Raw genomic sequence first — 15,041 nt, forward strand, 5'->3', positions numbered from 1 at the left:
CTCGTTCTTGTGGCTCTTCTCTCGTCGGAAGGCATTCGTATCCGGTGGTACGGCTGGACTTCAAATCCAGTTGGGGGTGTCAGACACTCCCGGGTCGGTTCGACTCCGGCTGCCTTCCGCCATTTCGCACTTCCACCACTCTCCGATCGTCTGGTATTGCGGCCTCCATGATTGATGTCGGCAAATGCCCTGTCTCCGACGCACGGGCGGCGGCGAATGCCGGACAAGCGGGCTACCCCTCCTCTTGGTGAGCCCGTTTGGCGAGCCCGATCACCGTCGAGACGAGTACGATCAGCAGCAGGAAAGCAAGGACCAGATAGCTCGGCGCATCCCGGATCACGGCCGCGAGTGCGTGGTCGGCGACCGCGGACGCGGTTACAACGTTCAGGCCATAGATGATGAACCATCCGTTCAGAATCGCCAGGGCGATGGTGACCGTCAGCAATACGAAGCGAGCGTGATCGGGCGACGGCCCGGCGGCGTGGTGCCTGTGCCGCCGGACTCGATCGTGTTTTTGATCGTCGTGAATGAACGAGCGATGACGCAAGGCTCAGCTGTTCGGAACGCTGTTGCCAGAACGCACGTCGACGTCCGTCAGGCCGCCCCCGAGCGCCTTGTAGAGCGCGACCGCGTTGTCCAGTTCAGCGTTGCGCAGATCCAGCAAGGCTTGACGCGCGGCATACAGCTGCCGCTGCGAGTCGAGCAGTTCCAGCCGATCCTCGATGCCGGCGCGATAGCGCAGGTTCACGAGATCGGTGCGGCGCTCGGCGCTCTTGACGACCCGGGATTGCGCGTCGATCTGGCGGCTGAAGGTCTCGCGCCCGGCGAGGCCGTCGGCCACTTCGCGGAACGCGGTCTGGATCGCGCGTTCGTACTCGACCACCGCGCTGGACTTGCGCACTTCCGCGAGATTCAGTTCGGAACGCAGCCGGCCGCCCTGGAAGATCGGCAACGTGACCTGCGGCGCGAAGCTCCACACGCGCTGGCCGCCGTCGAACAGGCTGCCCAGCCCCGGGCTGAGGAAGCCGATCGACGAGGTCAGCGACAGGCGCGGGAAGAACGCCGCGCGCGCCGCGCCGATGTCGGCGTTGGCGGCGACGAGATTCTGCTCGGCCTGCTGGATGTCCGGCCGGCGGTACAGCAATTCCGACGGCAATCCGGCCGGCAGTTGCGTCATCACCGGCTGGCGTTCCAGCGACAGCGGGTCGGGCACGGTCTTCGGCAGGTCGGTGCCGACCAGCAACCGCAGCGCGTTGCCGGCCTGCTCGACGGCGCGCGAACGCGCTTCGAGATCGGCGCTGGCGCTCGCGACCTGGCCTTCGGCTTGTGCGATGTCGACGCCGCTCGCCTGGTCCGCGAGCTTGAGCCGGCGCGCGAGATCGAGCGACTGGCGCCAGTCGTTCAACGTGCGTTCGGACAACGCGCGCTGTTCCTGCGCGAGGCGCTCGGCGAAATACGCGTTGGCCACGGAGCCGACGAGCGCGATCTGCACCGCGCGGCGGCCGTGATCGGTCGCGAGGTAGCGCGCGAACGCCGCATCGGACAGCGACTTCACGCGGCCGAACAGGTCGATCTCGAACGCGCTGACGCCGACGTTCACGCCGTACTGGTTCTGCGTGTTTTCGAGCAGCGGCGGGTTCGATTGCGAGTCGGCCGCCGTGCGCTGGCGCGTGAAGCTCGCGCCGGCGCCGATCGACGGCAGGCGCGCGGAACGCTGGATGCCGTACTGCGCTTCGGCAGCCTGGACGTTCAGCGCGGCCAGGCGCAGGTCGCGGTTGTTCTCGAGCGCGAGCTCGATCAGGCGCTGCAGGCGACGGTCGCCGAACATCGTGCGCCAGCCGAGATCGGCCGCGTTCGCGTGCTGGTCGGCCGCGGCAGCGGTCGTATAGGCGGTCGGCACCGGCATCCCGGGCTTGACCAGCTTCGGCGCCATCGAGCACGCCGACAGCGCGAGGGCGGTGGAAACCGCGGCGGAAAGAATAAGCAATCGCATGGCATCAACCTTCTTGTTCGTGGGTCACGGCGGCGGGCTTCTTGCGGGGTGCCAGCCATGCCGAGATGCGTTCCTGGATGCTCATCACGAACACAAAGAAAACCGGGACGAAGAAAATGGCCAGCACGGTGGCGGTGATCATGCCGCCCAGCACGCCGGTGCCGATCGCGTGTTGCGTCTCGGAGCTGGCACCGGAGGCGATGACGAGCGGCACCACGCCGAGCCCGAACGCGAGCGACGTCATCAGGATCGGGCGCAGGCGCAGCTTCGACGACTGCACGGCAGCCTCGATCAGCCCCTTGCCTTCCTCGCGCAATTGCTTCGCGAATTCCACGATCAGGATCGCGTTCTTCGCCGACAGGCCGATCACGGTGATCATCCCGACCTTGAAGAACACGTCGTTCGGCAGCCCGCGGAGCATCACGGCGCCGAGTGCACCGATCAGGCCGAGCGGCACCACCAGCATCACCGACAGCGGAATCGCCCAGCTCTCGTAGAGCGCCGCGAGCACGAGGAACACGACGACCATCGACAGCGCCATCAGCATCGGCGCCTGGGATGCCGACTCGCGCTCCTGCAGCGACTGGCCGGTCCAGGCGACCGAGAAGCCCGGCGGCAACTGCGCGGCCAGACGCTCCATCTCGGCCATCGCCGCGCCGCTGGAGTAGCCGGGCGCCGAGCCGCCGGAGATGCGCGCGGACGGATAACCCTGGAAGCGCACCATCTGGAGCGGGGCTTCCGACCAGACCGGGCGCACCACTTCGGACAGCGGCACCATGCCGCCGGTCGCGTTGCGCACGTAGAGCTTCATCACGTTTTCGATCTGCATGCGTGCCGGCGCATCGGCCTGGATGATTACCTGCTGCATGCGGCCCGCGTTGGGAAAGTCGTTCACGTAGGTCGAACCCATCGCGGCCGACAGCGTGTCGCTGATGGTCGTGAACGACACGCCGAGCGCTTCGGCCTTCTCGCGGTCGATGTCAAGCTTCACGCTCGTACCGGTCGGCAGGCTGTCCGGATAGACGCCGGTCACCACCTTGCTTTGCGCGGCCAGTTCGAGCAGCCTGGTTTCAGCCGCCTTGAGCGCCGCGTAGCCCTGGTTGGCGCGATCCTGCAGGCGCATCGTGAAGCCCGAGCTGGTGCCCAGCCCGTCGATCGCCGGCGGCAACAGGCTCATGACCGTGCCTTCGGTCACGCCGCCCATCGCTGCCTGCGCGCGCATCGCTTCGTCCAGCGTGGATGCACCGCCGCGCTTGTTCCAGTCCTTCAGCACCGCGTAATTCAGTGCCGCATTCGAGCCGAGGCCGGAGAAGCCGTAGCCGATGATGGAGATGCTCGACTCGATGGCCGGACGCGATGCGAGATGCTTCTCGAGCGCCTTGACCACGTCGCCGGTGCGCTCGACGGTCGAATCCGCCGGGAGCAGGAAGCCGGTCATGAAGTAGCCCTGATCTTCCTCGGGCAGGAACGACGACGGCAGCATCCGGAAGCCGAACACCAGCGCGGCGGAAATCGCGACGAACAGCAGCATCACGCGCCCGGTGCGGCCGACCAGCCGGCCGACGCGCGTCTCGTACCATTGCGTGAGGCGGTCGAAACGGCGGTTGAACCAGCCGAAGAAGCCGCGCTTTTCGTGGTGCCCGTGTTCGACCGGCTTGAGCATCGTCGCGCACAGGGCCGGCGTCAGCGTCAGCGCGAGCAGGGCCGAGAACATGATCGACACGGCCATCGACAGCGTGAACTGCTGATAGATCACGCCGACCGACCCGCTCGACATCGCCATCGGCAGGAACACGGCCGTCAGCACCAGCGTGATGCCGATGATCGCGCCGGTGATTTCCTTCATCGCCTTGATCGTCGCGTCCTTCGGCGACAGGCCTTCTTCCACCATCAGGCGTTCGACGTTCTCGACGACGACGATCGCATCGTCGACGATGATGCCGATCGCGAGCACCATGCCGAACATGGTCAGCACGTTGATCGAGAAACCGGTCATCAGCATGACCGTGAAGGTGCCGAGCATCGCCACCGGCGCGACGATCGCCGGGATCAGCGTGTAGCGCACGTTCTGCAGGAACAGGTACATCACCAGGAACACGAGCACCATCGCCTCGAGCAGCGTGTGAACGACCTTCTCGATCGAGATCTTCACGAACGGCGCGGTATCGAACGGGATCGAGTAGGCCATGCCGGCCGGCATCGTCCTGGCGATCATGTCCAGTTGCTCGCGCACGGCCTCCGCGGTCTTCACCGCGTTGGCGCCCGGCGCCAGCTGCACGCCCGCGAAGGTGGCGGGTTTGCCGTTCTCGCTGTTGACGAAGGTGAACGCCTGCGGGCCGAGTTCGACCCGTGCGACGTCGCCAAGCACGACCTTCGAGCCGTTCGCATTCGCGCGCAGCACGATCTTCGCGAACTGCTCCGGCGTCGTGAGCTGCCCTTGCGCGGTGAGCGGCACCGTGACGCGCTGCCCGGACAGCGCGGGCGCCGCGCCGAGGCTGCCCGGCGCGATCTGCACGTTCTGCTGGCTGACGGCCGTCGTCAGGTCGTTCATCGACAGGCCGTAGGTGATCAGCTTCTGCGGATCGACCCAGATGCGCATCGCCTGTTCGGAGCCGAACAACTGCACCTTGCCGACGCCTTCGACACGTCGCAGATCCTCGACGACGTTGCGCGCCATATAGTCGGCAAGCGCGTTTTCGTCGTAGCGGCCGCTGTCCGACTTGAGGCCGACGAACAACAGGAAGCCCGTGGCGGCCGACTGCACGATCACGCCGTTTTGCCGCACGACGGGAGGCAGGCGCGGTTCCACCGACTTGAGCTTGTTCTGTACTTCGACCTGCGCCATCGCCGAATCGGTGCCGGGCTTGAAGGTCGCGGTGATCTGCGCCTGACCGGAGGTATCCGCCGACGATTCGAAATACAGCAGGTTTCGCACGCCGGACAGCTCGCGCTCGATGAGGCTCAGCACGCTGTCGCTCATCGTCTGCGGCGTGGCGCCCGGGTAGGTGGCGGTAATGGTGACGGTCGGCGGCGCGACCGACGGGTAGCGCGCAACCGGCAGTTCGGGAATGGCGATCAGGCCCAGCAGGATGATGAAGAGGGCGATCACCCATGCGAACACCGGGCGCCGGATGAAGAATTGGGACATGACTTGAGGCTCCCGTGACTCAGTGCGCGGAAGCGGTCTTGACCGCCTCGGGCGCCTTCCATGCGGCCGCCGTCACGGTCGCGCCGTCGCTCAGGCGTTCCATGCCTTCGACGACGACCTTCTGGCCTGCCTGCAGGCCCGACTTGATGCGGTAGCTGCGGTTCGTCAGCTCGCCCACCTCGACGGCCTTCAGATGCGCCTGGCTCTTCGCGTCGAGCACCCAGACCTGCGGCTTGCCGCCCGCGCGGACGATCGCCTGTTGCGGCACGGTCAGCGCGTTGTCATAGTGCCCACGCGGGATGCGGGCACGCACGTACATGCCCGGCAGCAGTTCGCGCTTCGGGTTGTCGACCAGCACGCGCAGCAGCACGTCGCCGGTGCCCGGGTCGACGTTGACGCCCGAGAACAGCATGCGGCCCCTGACGTCGTAGCGCGAGTCGTCGCCGCGCAGCACGTCGACCGGCAGGCCATTGCCCGTCGCGTCCGGCTGGGCCGCGAGGGCGCCGCGCAGCGATTCGAGCGACGCGGCCGGCTGGCGTACGTCGACGTATACCTGGTCGATCTGCTGAATGCGTGCCATCGGCTGGCTGTCGCTGCTCGCGACCAGCGCGCCCTCGGTCACGAGCGCCTGGTCGATGCGGCCCGTGATCGGCGCCTCGACGGTCGCGAACTTCAGGTCGAGCTGGCGTCGTGCGAGCGTCGCGCGGGCCTGTGCGACGTCGGCGGCGGCCTGGTCGCGTTGGGACACCGAGTCGTCGTACACCTGCCGGCTGATCGCGTCGGCCTCGACCAGCGGTTTGAGCCGCGTCGTCTGCACCTTGGCGCGTTCGAGCGCGGCTTGCGCGCGTTGCAGGGCCGCCGCGGCCGTATCCATGTCGGCCTTGAACGGCGCGGGGTTGATCTGGAACAGCGGCTGGCCTGCCCGCACTTCCGTGCCTTGCTCGAACAGCCGTCGCTGCACGATGCCGCTGACCTGGGGTCGGATCTCGGCAATCCGGACCGCCGCGACACGGCCGGGCAGGTCTTCGGTCAGATCGAGGCGCGAGGCGGCCAGCGTCATCGCCGCAACAGGGGTGGCCGGCGCGGCGGCCTGCTGTTCGGCGGGCCCGCAGCCCGCCAGCATTGCCGCCGCCAGCGCGCATACGGCGCCGTAGCAGCGTCGTTTGTGATTTTTCATGTGGACTCCTTGGGACGCGGGCGACGATGGCCCGCATTGTCGGTTCGAGGACGGCGTCGACGGTGCCCGCGTCGCAGCCCCGTGCAACTACTGAGTTGCCGCAAGTTTTCGGTTGTGATCAAATGACCATGTCAATTGACCAAGGGCGCGTAGTCTATCCCAAAACCGGAAGTCTCGTTCTCAGGGGCATGTGCATGCCGGGAGTGTTCGGCGGAAGCGGAGGGGAGGCGACGACAGTACAGGTGTGCCCGGATCTAACCGCCAACGTCCGCATGAAGGAAACGTCAATGGAAATGTCCCCGCAGTCGATGCTCTTCGAAACCGTTCCGTCAATTCTTCAGGAGTGGGGCTGCGTGCGCCGCTTGGGTCAAGTAATGGCGGCATGGACGGAGCGCCGCAATGTCCTGATCGTTACCGACGCAGGGCTGCACAAGGCGGGCGTGCTGGAGCCGGCGAAAGCGTCGTTGGCGGCCGGGGGATTCCGTGTCGCCGTGTTCGACGAGGTCGTGGCCGACCCGCCCGAGATCGTGGTATCGCGCTGCGTCGAGTTCGCGCGCAGTGCAGAGGTCGACGTCGTCATTGGCTTGGGCGGTGGCTCGTCGATGGACATTGCAAAACTGGCCGCCGTCCTGATCGTCTCGCAGCAATCGCTCGCGGACATGTACGGAATCGGCAACGTTCGGGGCGCACGCCTGCCACTGGTGCAAATCCCCACGACGGCTGGTACCGGGTCGGAAGTCACCAACATTTCCATCGTTTCGGTAAGCGAAACAAACAAGATGGGGATCGTGTCACGTCAGCTGTATGCCGACAGAGTGATCCTGGACGCCGAACTGACTGTTGGCCTGCCGCGAAGTCATACGGCTGCGACCGGCATCGATGCGATGGTCCACGCCATCGAGGCGTATACCAGCAAGCACAAGAAGAATGCGATTTCCGATGCGCTGGCGCGGGAAGCACTGCGTTTGCTGGCAAACAACCTGATCCCGGCTTGCGAGAACGGCGAAGATCAGCGTGCGAGGGAGGCCATGCTGCTCGGCGCCACCCTGGCGGGGCAAGCGTTCGCCAACGCGCCGGTGGCCGCGGTTCATGCACTGGCGTATCCGTTGGGCGGCCATTTCCACATCCCGCATGGTTTGTCGAACGCATTGATGCTGGCCCCCGTCCTGCGTTTCAACGCGGAAGCGGCCGCTCCGCAATATTCGGAACTGGCAGACGTCGTAGGGGCGGATGGAAACGGCGATGCCCACACGCGCACGGCCGCATTCATCGGATTCGTGACCGACCTGATCGAACGATCCGGCGCACCGCGACGCCTGCGCGACGTGGGCATCACGCGTTCGAGCCTGCCGACACTCGCGGCGGATGCGATGAAGCAGCAGCGCCTGCTGCAGAACAATCCGGTCGTTGTCACGGATGCCGATGCGTTGCGCCTGTATGAGCAGGCCTATTGAACCGACGCAGGCCGATCCGTCGTCGCCGTAACGTTAATGGAGAGAGTGCACCGTGAACACTGTAGAAAAGGTTGAGCATCACGAGGTCGTCATTCTGGGTGCCGGCTTCGGCGGCCTTGGAATGGCGGCCCGCATGAAAATCGCGGGTATCGACGACTTCGTCGTGCTCGAGAAACGTCCGGAGCTCGGTGGCGTCTGGCTCGACAATTCGTATCCCGGCGCGGCATGCGATACCGAGTCGCACCTGTATTGCTACAGCTTCCATCCGCACTTGCGCGTCAGCGCGATGTATGCCGGCAGAAACGAACTGCTCAATTACCTGAAATCGCTTGCAGCGCGGTTCGACCTGGCAGACCACCTGCGGTTCAATCGCGAGATTTGCCGCGCACAATGGGATGCGGCTGCGCACCTCTGGCGGTTCGAGCTGGACGACGGATCGCGGTTGACCGCTCGCTTCTTCGTGCCGGCGTGGGGACAACTGAACCGGCCGATGACGCCGGCGGTGCGCGGCCTGGCGAGTTTCAAGGGCGACACCTTCCACTCCGCGCAATGGCGGCACGATGTGGACCTGAGCGGCAAGCGCGTGGCGAGCATCGGCAACGCGGCGAGCGCGGTGCAATACGTGCCGGCGATTGCGCCGAAGGTCGCGCAGCTTACGGTGTTCCAGCGCAGCGCCAACTGGATCATGCCGCGCAACCAGATCATCTTCTCGAAGGAGGAGCTCGATTCGTACGAGCAGGAGCCTCGTCTCTTCGAGGAGAGCCGGAAATCGCTGCACGCGTTCCGCGAGTCGGGATTCGAGCGCACGCGGATGGGTTCCAATGCGCAGACGGAAGGCAAGAGCCTCGCGTTGGCGCATCTTCATCGGCAGGTGTCCGACCCGGTACTGCGCGCGAAGCTGACGCCGGACTACGAATACGCATGCAAGCGGATCCTGCGGTCGGACGACTACTACCCGGCGCTCATGCGGGAGAACGTCGCGCTCGAAACGGCAGGTGTGGAGGCGTTCGTCGAAGACGGTATCGTGACGCGGGACGGCCGTGTTCTGCCGTTCGACGTGGTCATATTCGGCACGGGCTTCGAGAGCCAGGCATTCCAGGGCAGCCTGCAAGTGCGCGGCACGAGCGGCACGCTGGCGCAGGCGTGGGAACACGGGCCGGAGGCCTATCTGGGCATCACGGTGCCGGGCTTTCCCAACATGTTCATGCTGTACGGGCCGAACACGAACCTGAACCACAACTCCATCGTGTCGATGCTCGAGATCCAGCAGAACTACATTATCGATGCGATCGGCGGCATGGCCGCGGCGGGTATCGACGCAGTCGACATCGACAGGGGCGTGTTCGACGAATACAACGAAAAGCTGCAAGCGGCGATGGCCGGGTCGGCGTTTTCCGCGGGTTGCTCGAGCTGGTACAAGAACGCGCAGGGCAAGGTGATCAACAACTGGCCGGGCACCGTTGACGAATACCGTGCCGCGACGCAGTGGGATCAAAGCGTGTTCGGTACGCTCTGAGCGGGGATGCGAATGACATCGATGCTCTGGTTGCCGCTGACGGAAGTGGCCGACGATGCCCGGGACGCCGTGCGGACGTTCCGCGAACTGGGCGGACGGCACTACGGCAGCTTGCCCGTGGATCAATCGCGCGCGAACTTCGAGCGTGCGTGCGAACTGAACGGCCTTGCGGGTGACGACGCGGTGACTCATGACGACATCGCGGTTCCCGTCACGGGCGGCAGCATTCGGGTACGGCTCTATCGCCCGCGCGACGCGGCAGGTATCGGCTGCAATCCGCTCGTCGTGTTCATTCACGGCGGCGGGTGGGTGATCGGAAGCGTGGACACGCATGACGGCATTTGCCGTCATCTCGCACGGCATGGCGGGTGCCCGGTCGCGTCGGTGGAGTACCGGCGATCGCCGGAGCACCGGTGGCCGGTCCCGCTCGAGGACTGCGAACGGGCGTTGGACTATCTGATTACACACGCCCCGGCGCTCGCGATCGATGCGTCCCGGGTGGTGCTGGCCGGCGACAGCGCCGGCGGCAACATGGCGACGATCATCGCCAATGCGGGATCGGCGCGCACCGCGATCGTCGGACAGCTCCTTTTTTATCCCGTGACGGACCTGACCGCGTCGCTGCCGTCATATCGACGCATTCAAGGCGGATTTCCGCTGGTGGCCGAATCGATGCGCTGGTTCCGCGATCACTACGTGCCGGCCGGCACGCCGCTCGATCTTGCGCGCCTGTCTCCGCTGCTGCATGCGGAGGGCCGGCGGCAGCCGCCGATGTTCATTGCAACCGTGGGGCTCGACCCGCTGTGCGACGAGGGCGTGGCCTATGCATCGTGCGCGGCGCGTGCCGGCAGCGAAGTCGAGCATCACCATCTGCCCGCGCATCATCACGGCATCGTGACCGCGGCCCGTCATATCGCGACAGCGCGCTATCTGCTGGAACGCGCCGCCGCCTTCGTTCGGTGGCTGGCCGAAAGGGGCTGTGTCGGCGTCTGACGCTTGGGTCCGCGCATTGCCGTGCGAACAATGCGGCTTGCGACGGATCGGCAGGACAGCGCTCTCGCATCGTTCGACGCGCGCCGGCGTGCCCGACGTGCGTCCAAGCGCGAAGCATCGCGCGATCATTCAAAAGAGGACAGAGGAGATTCGGTATGGAAAAGATCTGGCTTGCTTCCTATCCGCCAGAAGTGCCGGCAGAGATCGACTGCAGCGCGTATCGATCCGTCAGCGAATTGATCGACGCAAGCTTCGACAAGTTTCGCGAAAGCCCCGCGTTCGCGTGTGACGGTACGCTGATCACGTATGGTGAACTCGACGCGATGTCGCGCTCACTGGCCGCGTGGCTGCAATCGCGAGGGCTCGAGCGCGGTGCGCGCATCGCGATCATGATGCCGAACGTGCTGCCTTACCCGGTGTCGATCTGTGCAGTCCTGCGCGCCGGCTACGTCGTCGTCAACGTCAATCCGCTTTATACGCCCCGCGAGCTGGAACACCAGCTGAACGATAGCGGCGCCGAGGCGATTATCCTGCTCGACAGTTGTGCTGCGACGCTGGACGCCATCATCGCGCACACGCAGGTGAAGCATGTGCTGGTCGCCACGCAGGGCGGCCCCGCCGCGACGACGCTGGCGCCGGGCGCGCATACGACATTCGACGACGCGATCGCGGAGGGCCGCGGGCGCCCGTTCGTGCCGGCTCGCCTGTCACCGGACGACATCGCGTTTCTCCAATATACGGGCGGGACGACCGGCGTGTCGAAAGGGGCGACGCTGTTGCATCGGAACATCGTCGCGAATGTATTGCAGGCGGACGTCTGGCTCGAGCCCGCGCGCAGTTGGCGCCCCGACGTGAAGCAGTTCATCACGGTGGCGGCCCTTCCGATCTATCACATCTTTGCGCTCAACATCTGCTGCCTGTCGACGATGTACACGGGCGGGATGTGCGTGCTCGTTCCGAACCCGCGCGACATCGGCGGGATGATCGCTTCGCTCGCCGGATACAAGATCACCACCTTCCCGGGCGTGAACACGCTGTATAACGCGATGCTCCATCATCCCGACTTCTCGCGTCTCGATTGCTCCAATCTGCTGCTGGCCAACGGCGGCGGGATGGCCACGCAGGAAGTCGTCGCAAAGCGCTGGAGGGAAATGACCGGCGCGCCGATCATCGAAGGATACGGGCTGTCCGAGACATCGCCATGCGTGACGGTCAACCCCGTTGCACGCGGCGAGTTCAACGGCACGATCGGCCTGCCGTTGCCATCCACCGACATATCGATCCGGGACGACGACGGCAACGAACTGCCGCCCGGACAAGCCGGCGAGCTGTGCATCCGCGGCCCCCAGGTGATGGCGGGTTACTGGCGGAGGCCGGACGAGACCGCGAAAGTGATGACCGCGGACGGCTTCTTCCGGTCGGGCGACATTGCGTCGATCTCGGCGGACGGCTTCGTGCGAATCGTCGACCGCAAGAAGGACATGATTCTCGTGTCCGGCTTCAACGTCTATCCGAACGAGATCGAAGAGGTCGTCGCCAAACACCCGGGCGTCTACGAAGTCGCGGCGATCGGCGTACCCGACGAGCACTCGGGAGAGGCCGTCAAGCTGTTCGTGGTCAGGAAAGCGCCCGAACTGACGGCCGAGGACCTGATGGCGTTCTGCAAGGGCCAGCTGACCGGCTACAAGCGTCCGAAAAGCATCGAGTTTCGCGACAGCCTGCCAAAAAGCAACGTCGGGAAAATCCTTCGGCGCGAGTTGCGGGTGACGAACGCCTGACGCGATGAGCCGCGCCGATTCCCGTAGCTCGCGCTGCGGCTTGCTCGAACGATCGTGTAATGGAAAGCCCTGATTCAAATTGCTGTTCGACTGCATAGACTGGGAACCATTGAACGTGGTCAATTGACCATGTTCGAGATGACGAACCAAACCGGAATACGTATCGCCGTGGCCCGCTTGCCCGTCGGTCGGGTGGTTCGGCGATCTTCCCGGGTTTGGCGCGTGATCGCTGGCATGCACGGGTGAGCGTCTTCGAGCTTTGTGGTCAAATGACCAAGTCGTGTGATCTTGCCGTGCGGCGTGACGGATATCTTCAATAACTGGTCATCGGAGGGATCTCATGACTGAGAAACAAACAGCTGCGTGTTCGCCTGAGCACGTAGATGTACTAATCATCGGAGCGGGAATCTCGGGGATCGATGCAGCATGCCATCTCCGCATGAACCTGCCGGGGCGCTCGTTCGCCATTCTGGAAGCCATGGACGGATTCGGCGGGACGTGGTGGACCCACCGTTACCCCGGCGCACGGTCCGACAGCGACCTGTACACGTACGCATTCGGATTCCGCCCGTGGCAGGGCCGCTCGATCGCGACGGCGGAGGAGATCCACAGCTATCTCGGCGAAGTCATCGACGAGTATGACCTCGGTTCGAAGATCCACTACGGGCATCGTGTTCAAACGGTGAACTGGTCGAGTGAACACAAGCGCTGGACGGTCGAGGTGTCGCGCATCGATACCGGCGAACGTTTCACGATGACCACCGGCTTCCTGTGGCTGGGCGCAGGGTACTACGACCATCGTCAGGGCTTTACCCCCAAGTGGAACGGGTTCGATCGTTTCAAGGGAACGGTCGTTCATCCGCAGCACTGGCCCGAAGACCTCGACTATGCCGGAAAGCGCGTGATCGTCATCGGCTCGGGCGCAACCGCCGCGACGCTGGTTCCGGCACTGGCCGGCACCGCGGCGCACGTGACGATGCTGCAACGGTCGCCGACATTCTTCACGGCGGTGCCGTGGACCCACCAGCTGGACGCAACGCTTCGTGAACTCAACCTTCCCGACGAATGGCGCTCGGAGATTCTGCGGCGCGCGCACCTGAAGCAGACCTTCGACCTGATCAACCTGTCCACGGCGAACCCGGACGCGGTGCGCGAGTGGCTGATCAACGAGACGCGGCAACAGCTGCCGGAAGGGTTCGACGTCGACAAGCATTTCAATCCGAGCTATCGCCCGTGGCAACAGCGCGTGGCTGCCGTCCCCGACGGCGACCTCTTCGCGGTCATCCGGGACGGGAAAGCATCGGTCGTGACCGACACCATCGAAGCGTTCGACGAAAGCGGCATCACGCTGGCATCGGGCGAACACCTGGACGCGGACATCGTCGTGACGGCCACCGGCTTCGACATGAGCGCTTTCGGCCAGATCGCATTCCGGCTCGATGGCGCTCCGGTCGACATGAGCATGCGCGTGTCGTACCGCGGGATGATGATCGAAGGTATCCCGAACATGGCGTTCGTCTACGGCTACTACCGTTCGAGCTGGACGCTGCGTGCCGATCTCGTCTGCGAATTCACGTGCCGTGTACTCGCGCATATGGACAAGGTCGGCGCGAAGACGGTGGAGCCGCGCCTGCGTGACGAAGACGCCGACATGCAGCGGCTGCCCTGGACGGATCCGAACAACTTCAATGCCGGGTACGTGATGCGCTCGCAACACCAGATGCACATGCGCGGCGATCGCATGCCGTGGCAGCACCACTTCGAGTACGAGGAGGAGCGCAAGACCATTCCGGAGCTGAGCCCGGACGCCGAAGTCCTCGTGTATCGCTGATCCCCGCCCAACGTTCGATTACAAGGTGATGTCATGGCACTCGATTTGCATCTCGCGGGTTTTCTCGAATCCTTTGCCGGGTCCGGCGCGAAACCCTTGCCGCAGTCCACGCCGGAAGAAGCGCGCGGACTGATGCTGCATCTGGCGCGCGCCGTTCGCGCACCGGAAGCCGTGGTCGATCTTCACCGCGTGGAAGACCTGACCGTTCCCGGCGCGGCCGGCTCGCTGCGCGCACGGCTCTATCGTCCGAGCGCGGAGCGCCATCTGGCGACGGTCGTCTATCTCCACGGCGGCGGGTTCGTCATCGGCGATCTGGATACGCACGACAACATTTGCCGGGAGTTGGCCCGCGGCGCGAACGCGGTCGTGGTCTCGGTGGACTACCGCCTGGCGCCCGAGCACCGGTATCCGGCCGCGGCGGACGACGCGATTGCCGCGACCAGATGGGTGATCGCGAACGCAGGCGAGCTCGGCGGAAGCGACGTCGTGGCGGTGGCCGGCGATAGCGCCGGCGGCAATCTGGCGGCCGTCGTGACCCAGCAACTGCATGCCGACGGCGTTTCGTTGGCCGCCCAGCTCCTGATCTATCCGGCGGTGGCGGGGGACCGGTCAGGCTTTCCGTCCTTCAAGGAAAACGGTGAAGGCTATCTGCTCGACCTCGAGACGATCGCGTGGTTCGAACGGCATTACGTGGCCGACGGGACGAACCCGCAGGATGCACGGCTCGCGCCGATCCACGCGAAGGACCTCGCGGGGTTGCCGCCGGCGGTCATCGTGACCGCCGAATATGACCCGCTGCGCGACGAGGGCGAAGCATACGGCCGCTTGCTTCACGCCAGCGGCGTCAAGGTCGACACGATCCGGTGCGACGGCATGCTGCACGGCTTCTTCGATATGGGCGCGATCTCCCCCGGCGCGCAGACGTGGATCGACAAGGGCATCGCAAGTTTCCGGAAGTTGCTCGACGGTGCGCAGCACCATTGATACGTCGGCGGTCGCGATCTGAATCGCGCTTATCGCCATTCCGTGGCCGCATGCGGTTCGATGGGGGATCTCCATCGTTGCCGATGCGGCCACACAGTTCTGATGCGTGACGGAATGAAGCCGATCGCACACCGGCTCGAGGGAGCTGCGACGCGAGCGGTGGAATC

General features: G+C 65.1%; 10 protein-coding genes and 1 tRNA gene. 7 read left to right on the forward strand and 4 right to left on the reverse strand.

Annotated elements, in window-relative coordinates:
* Positions 1–26: 26 nt before the first annotated feature.
* A tRNA-Sec gene (locus ACP26O_RS26490) sits at positions 27–122 on the forward strand.
* Between the two features lie 110 nt (positions 123–232).
* Here ACP26O_RS26490 and ACP26O_RS26495 read toward each other — a convergent pair.
* The 4 genes from ACP26O_RS26495 to ACP26O_RS26510 are packed head-to-tail and all read right to left on the reverse strand — an operon-like array spanning position 233 to position 6,318.
* Positions 233–547: a hypothetical protein gene (locus tag ACP26O_RS26495; protein WP_175663038.1), complete on the reverse strand. Its 315-nt coding sequence runs from the start codon at positions 545–547 to the stop codon at positions 233–235.
* A gap of 3 nt (positions 548–550) precedes the next feature.
* Complete coding sequence (locus ACP26O_RS26500; RefSeq protein ID WP_175663037.1) at positions 551–1,993, reverse strand: efflux transporter outer membrane subunit; 1,443 nt, start codon at positions 1,991–1,993, stop codon at positions 551–553.
* A 4-nt stretch (positions 1,994–1,997) separates the two neighbouring features.
* Positions 1,998–5,141 carry an efflux RND transporter permease subunit gene (locus ACP26O_RS26505; RefSeq protein WP_175663036.1) on the reverse strand — a complete coding sequence of 1,048 codons (3,144 nt, stop codon included), beginning with the start codon at positions 5,139–5,141 and terminating at the stop codon, positions 1,998–2,000.
* A 19-nt stretch (positions 5,142–5,160) separates the two neighbouring features.
* Positions 5,161–6,318 (reverse strand): efflux RND transporter periplasmic adaptor subunit, encoded by a 1,158-nt coding sequence (locus tag ACP26O_RS26510; RefSeq protein WP_175663035.1) that lies wholly within the window; start codon positions 6,316–6,318, stop codon positions 5,161–5,163.
* A gap of 287 nt (positions 6,319–6,605) precedes the next feature.
* On the opposite strand from ACP26O_RS26510, the gene ACP26O_RS26515 reads away from it, so the two are divergent.
* From ACP26O_RS26515 to ACP26O_RS26540, 6 genes are all read left to right on the forward strand, one after another.
* Positions 6,606–7,772, forward strand: a complete 1,167-nt coding sequence (locus ACP26O_RS26515) for an iron-containing alcohol dehydrogenase (RefSeq protein WP_175663034.1) — start codon at positions 6,606–6,608, stop codon at positions 7,770–7,772.
* Between the two features lie 52 nt (positions 7,773–7,824).
* Positions 7,825–9,288, forward strand: a complete 1,464-nt coding sequence (locus tag ACP26O_RS26520) for a flavin-containing monooxygenase (RefSeq protein WP_175663033.1) — start codon at positions 7,825–7,827, stop codon at positions 9,286–9,288.
* 45 nt (positions 9,289–9,333) lie between these two features.
* Positions 9,334–10,281 carry an alpha/beta hydrolase gene (locus ACP26O_RS26525; protein ID WP_244098916.1) on the forward strand — a complete coding sequence of 316 codons (948 nt, stop codon included), beginning with the start codon at positions 9,334–9,336 and terminating at the stop codon, positions 10,279–10,281.
* A 155-nt stretch (positions 10,282–10,436) separates the two neighbouring features.
* On the forward strand, positions 10,437–12,059 hold the full coding sequence (locus ACP26O_RS26530; protein WP_175663031.1) for an AMP-binding protein: 1,623 nt from the start codon (positions 10,437–10,439) through the stop codon (positions 12,057–12,059).
* Between the two features lie 340 nt (positions 12,060–12,399).
* Positions 12,400–13,890, forward strand: coding sequence for a flavin-containing monooxygenase (locus ACP26O_RS26535; protein ID WP_175663030.1), 1,491 nt, complete (start codon positions 12,400–12,402; stop codon positions 13,888–13,890).
* Positions 13,891–13,923: 33 nt separating this feature from the next.
* The gene (locus ACP26O_RS26540) at positions 13,924–14,874 is read left to right on the forward strand and encodes an alpha/beta hydrolase (RefSeq protein WP_175663029.1); all 951 of its coding nucleotides are present in this window, start codon (positions 13,924–13,926) and stop codon (positions 14,872–14,874) included.
* The last annotated feature ends 167 nt before the right edge of the window (positions 14,875–15,041 follow it).

The sequence above is a fragment of the Burkholderia sp. R-40 genome (assembly GCF_049942845.1).
GTDB classification, from domain to species: domain Bacteria; phylum Pseudomonadota; class Gammaproteobacteria; order Burkholderiales; family Burkholderiaceae; genus Burkholderia; species Burkholderia ambifaria.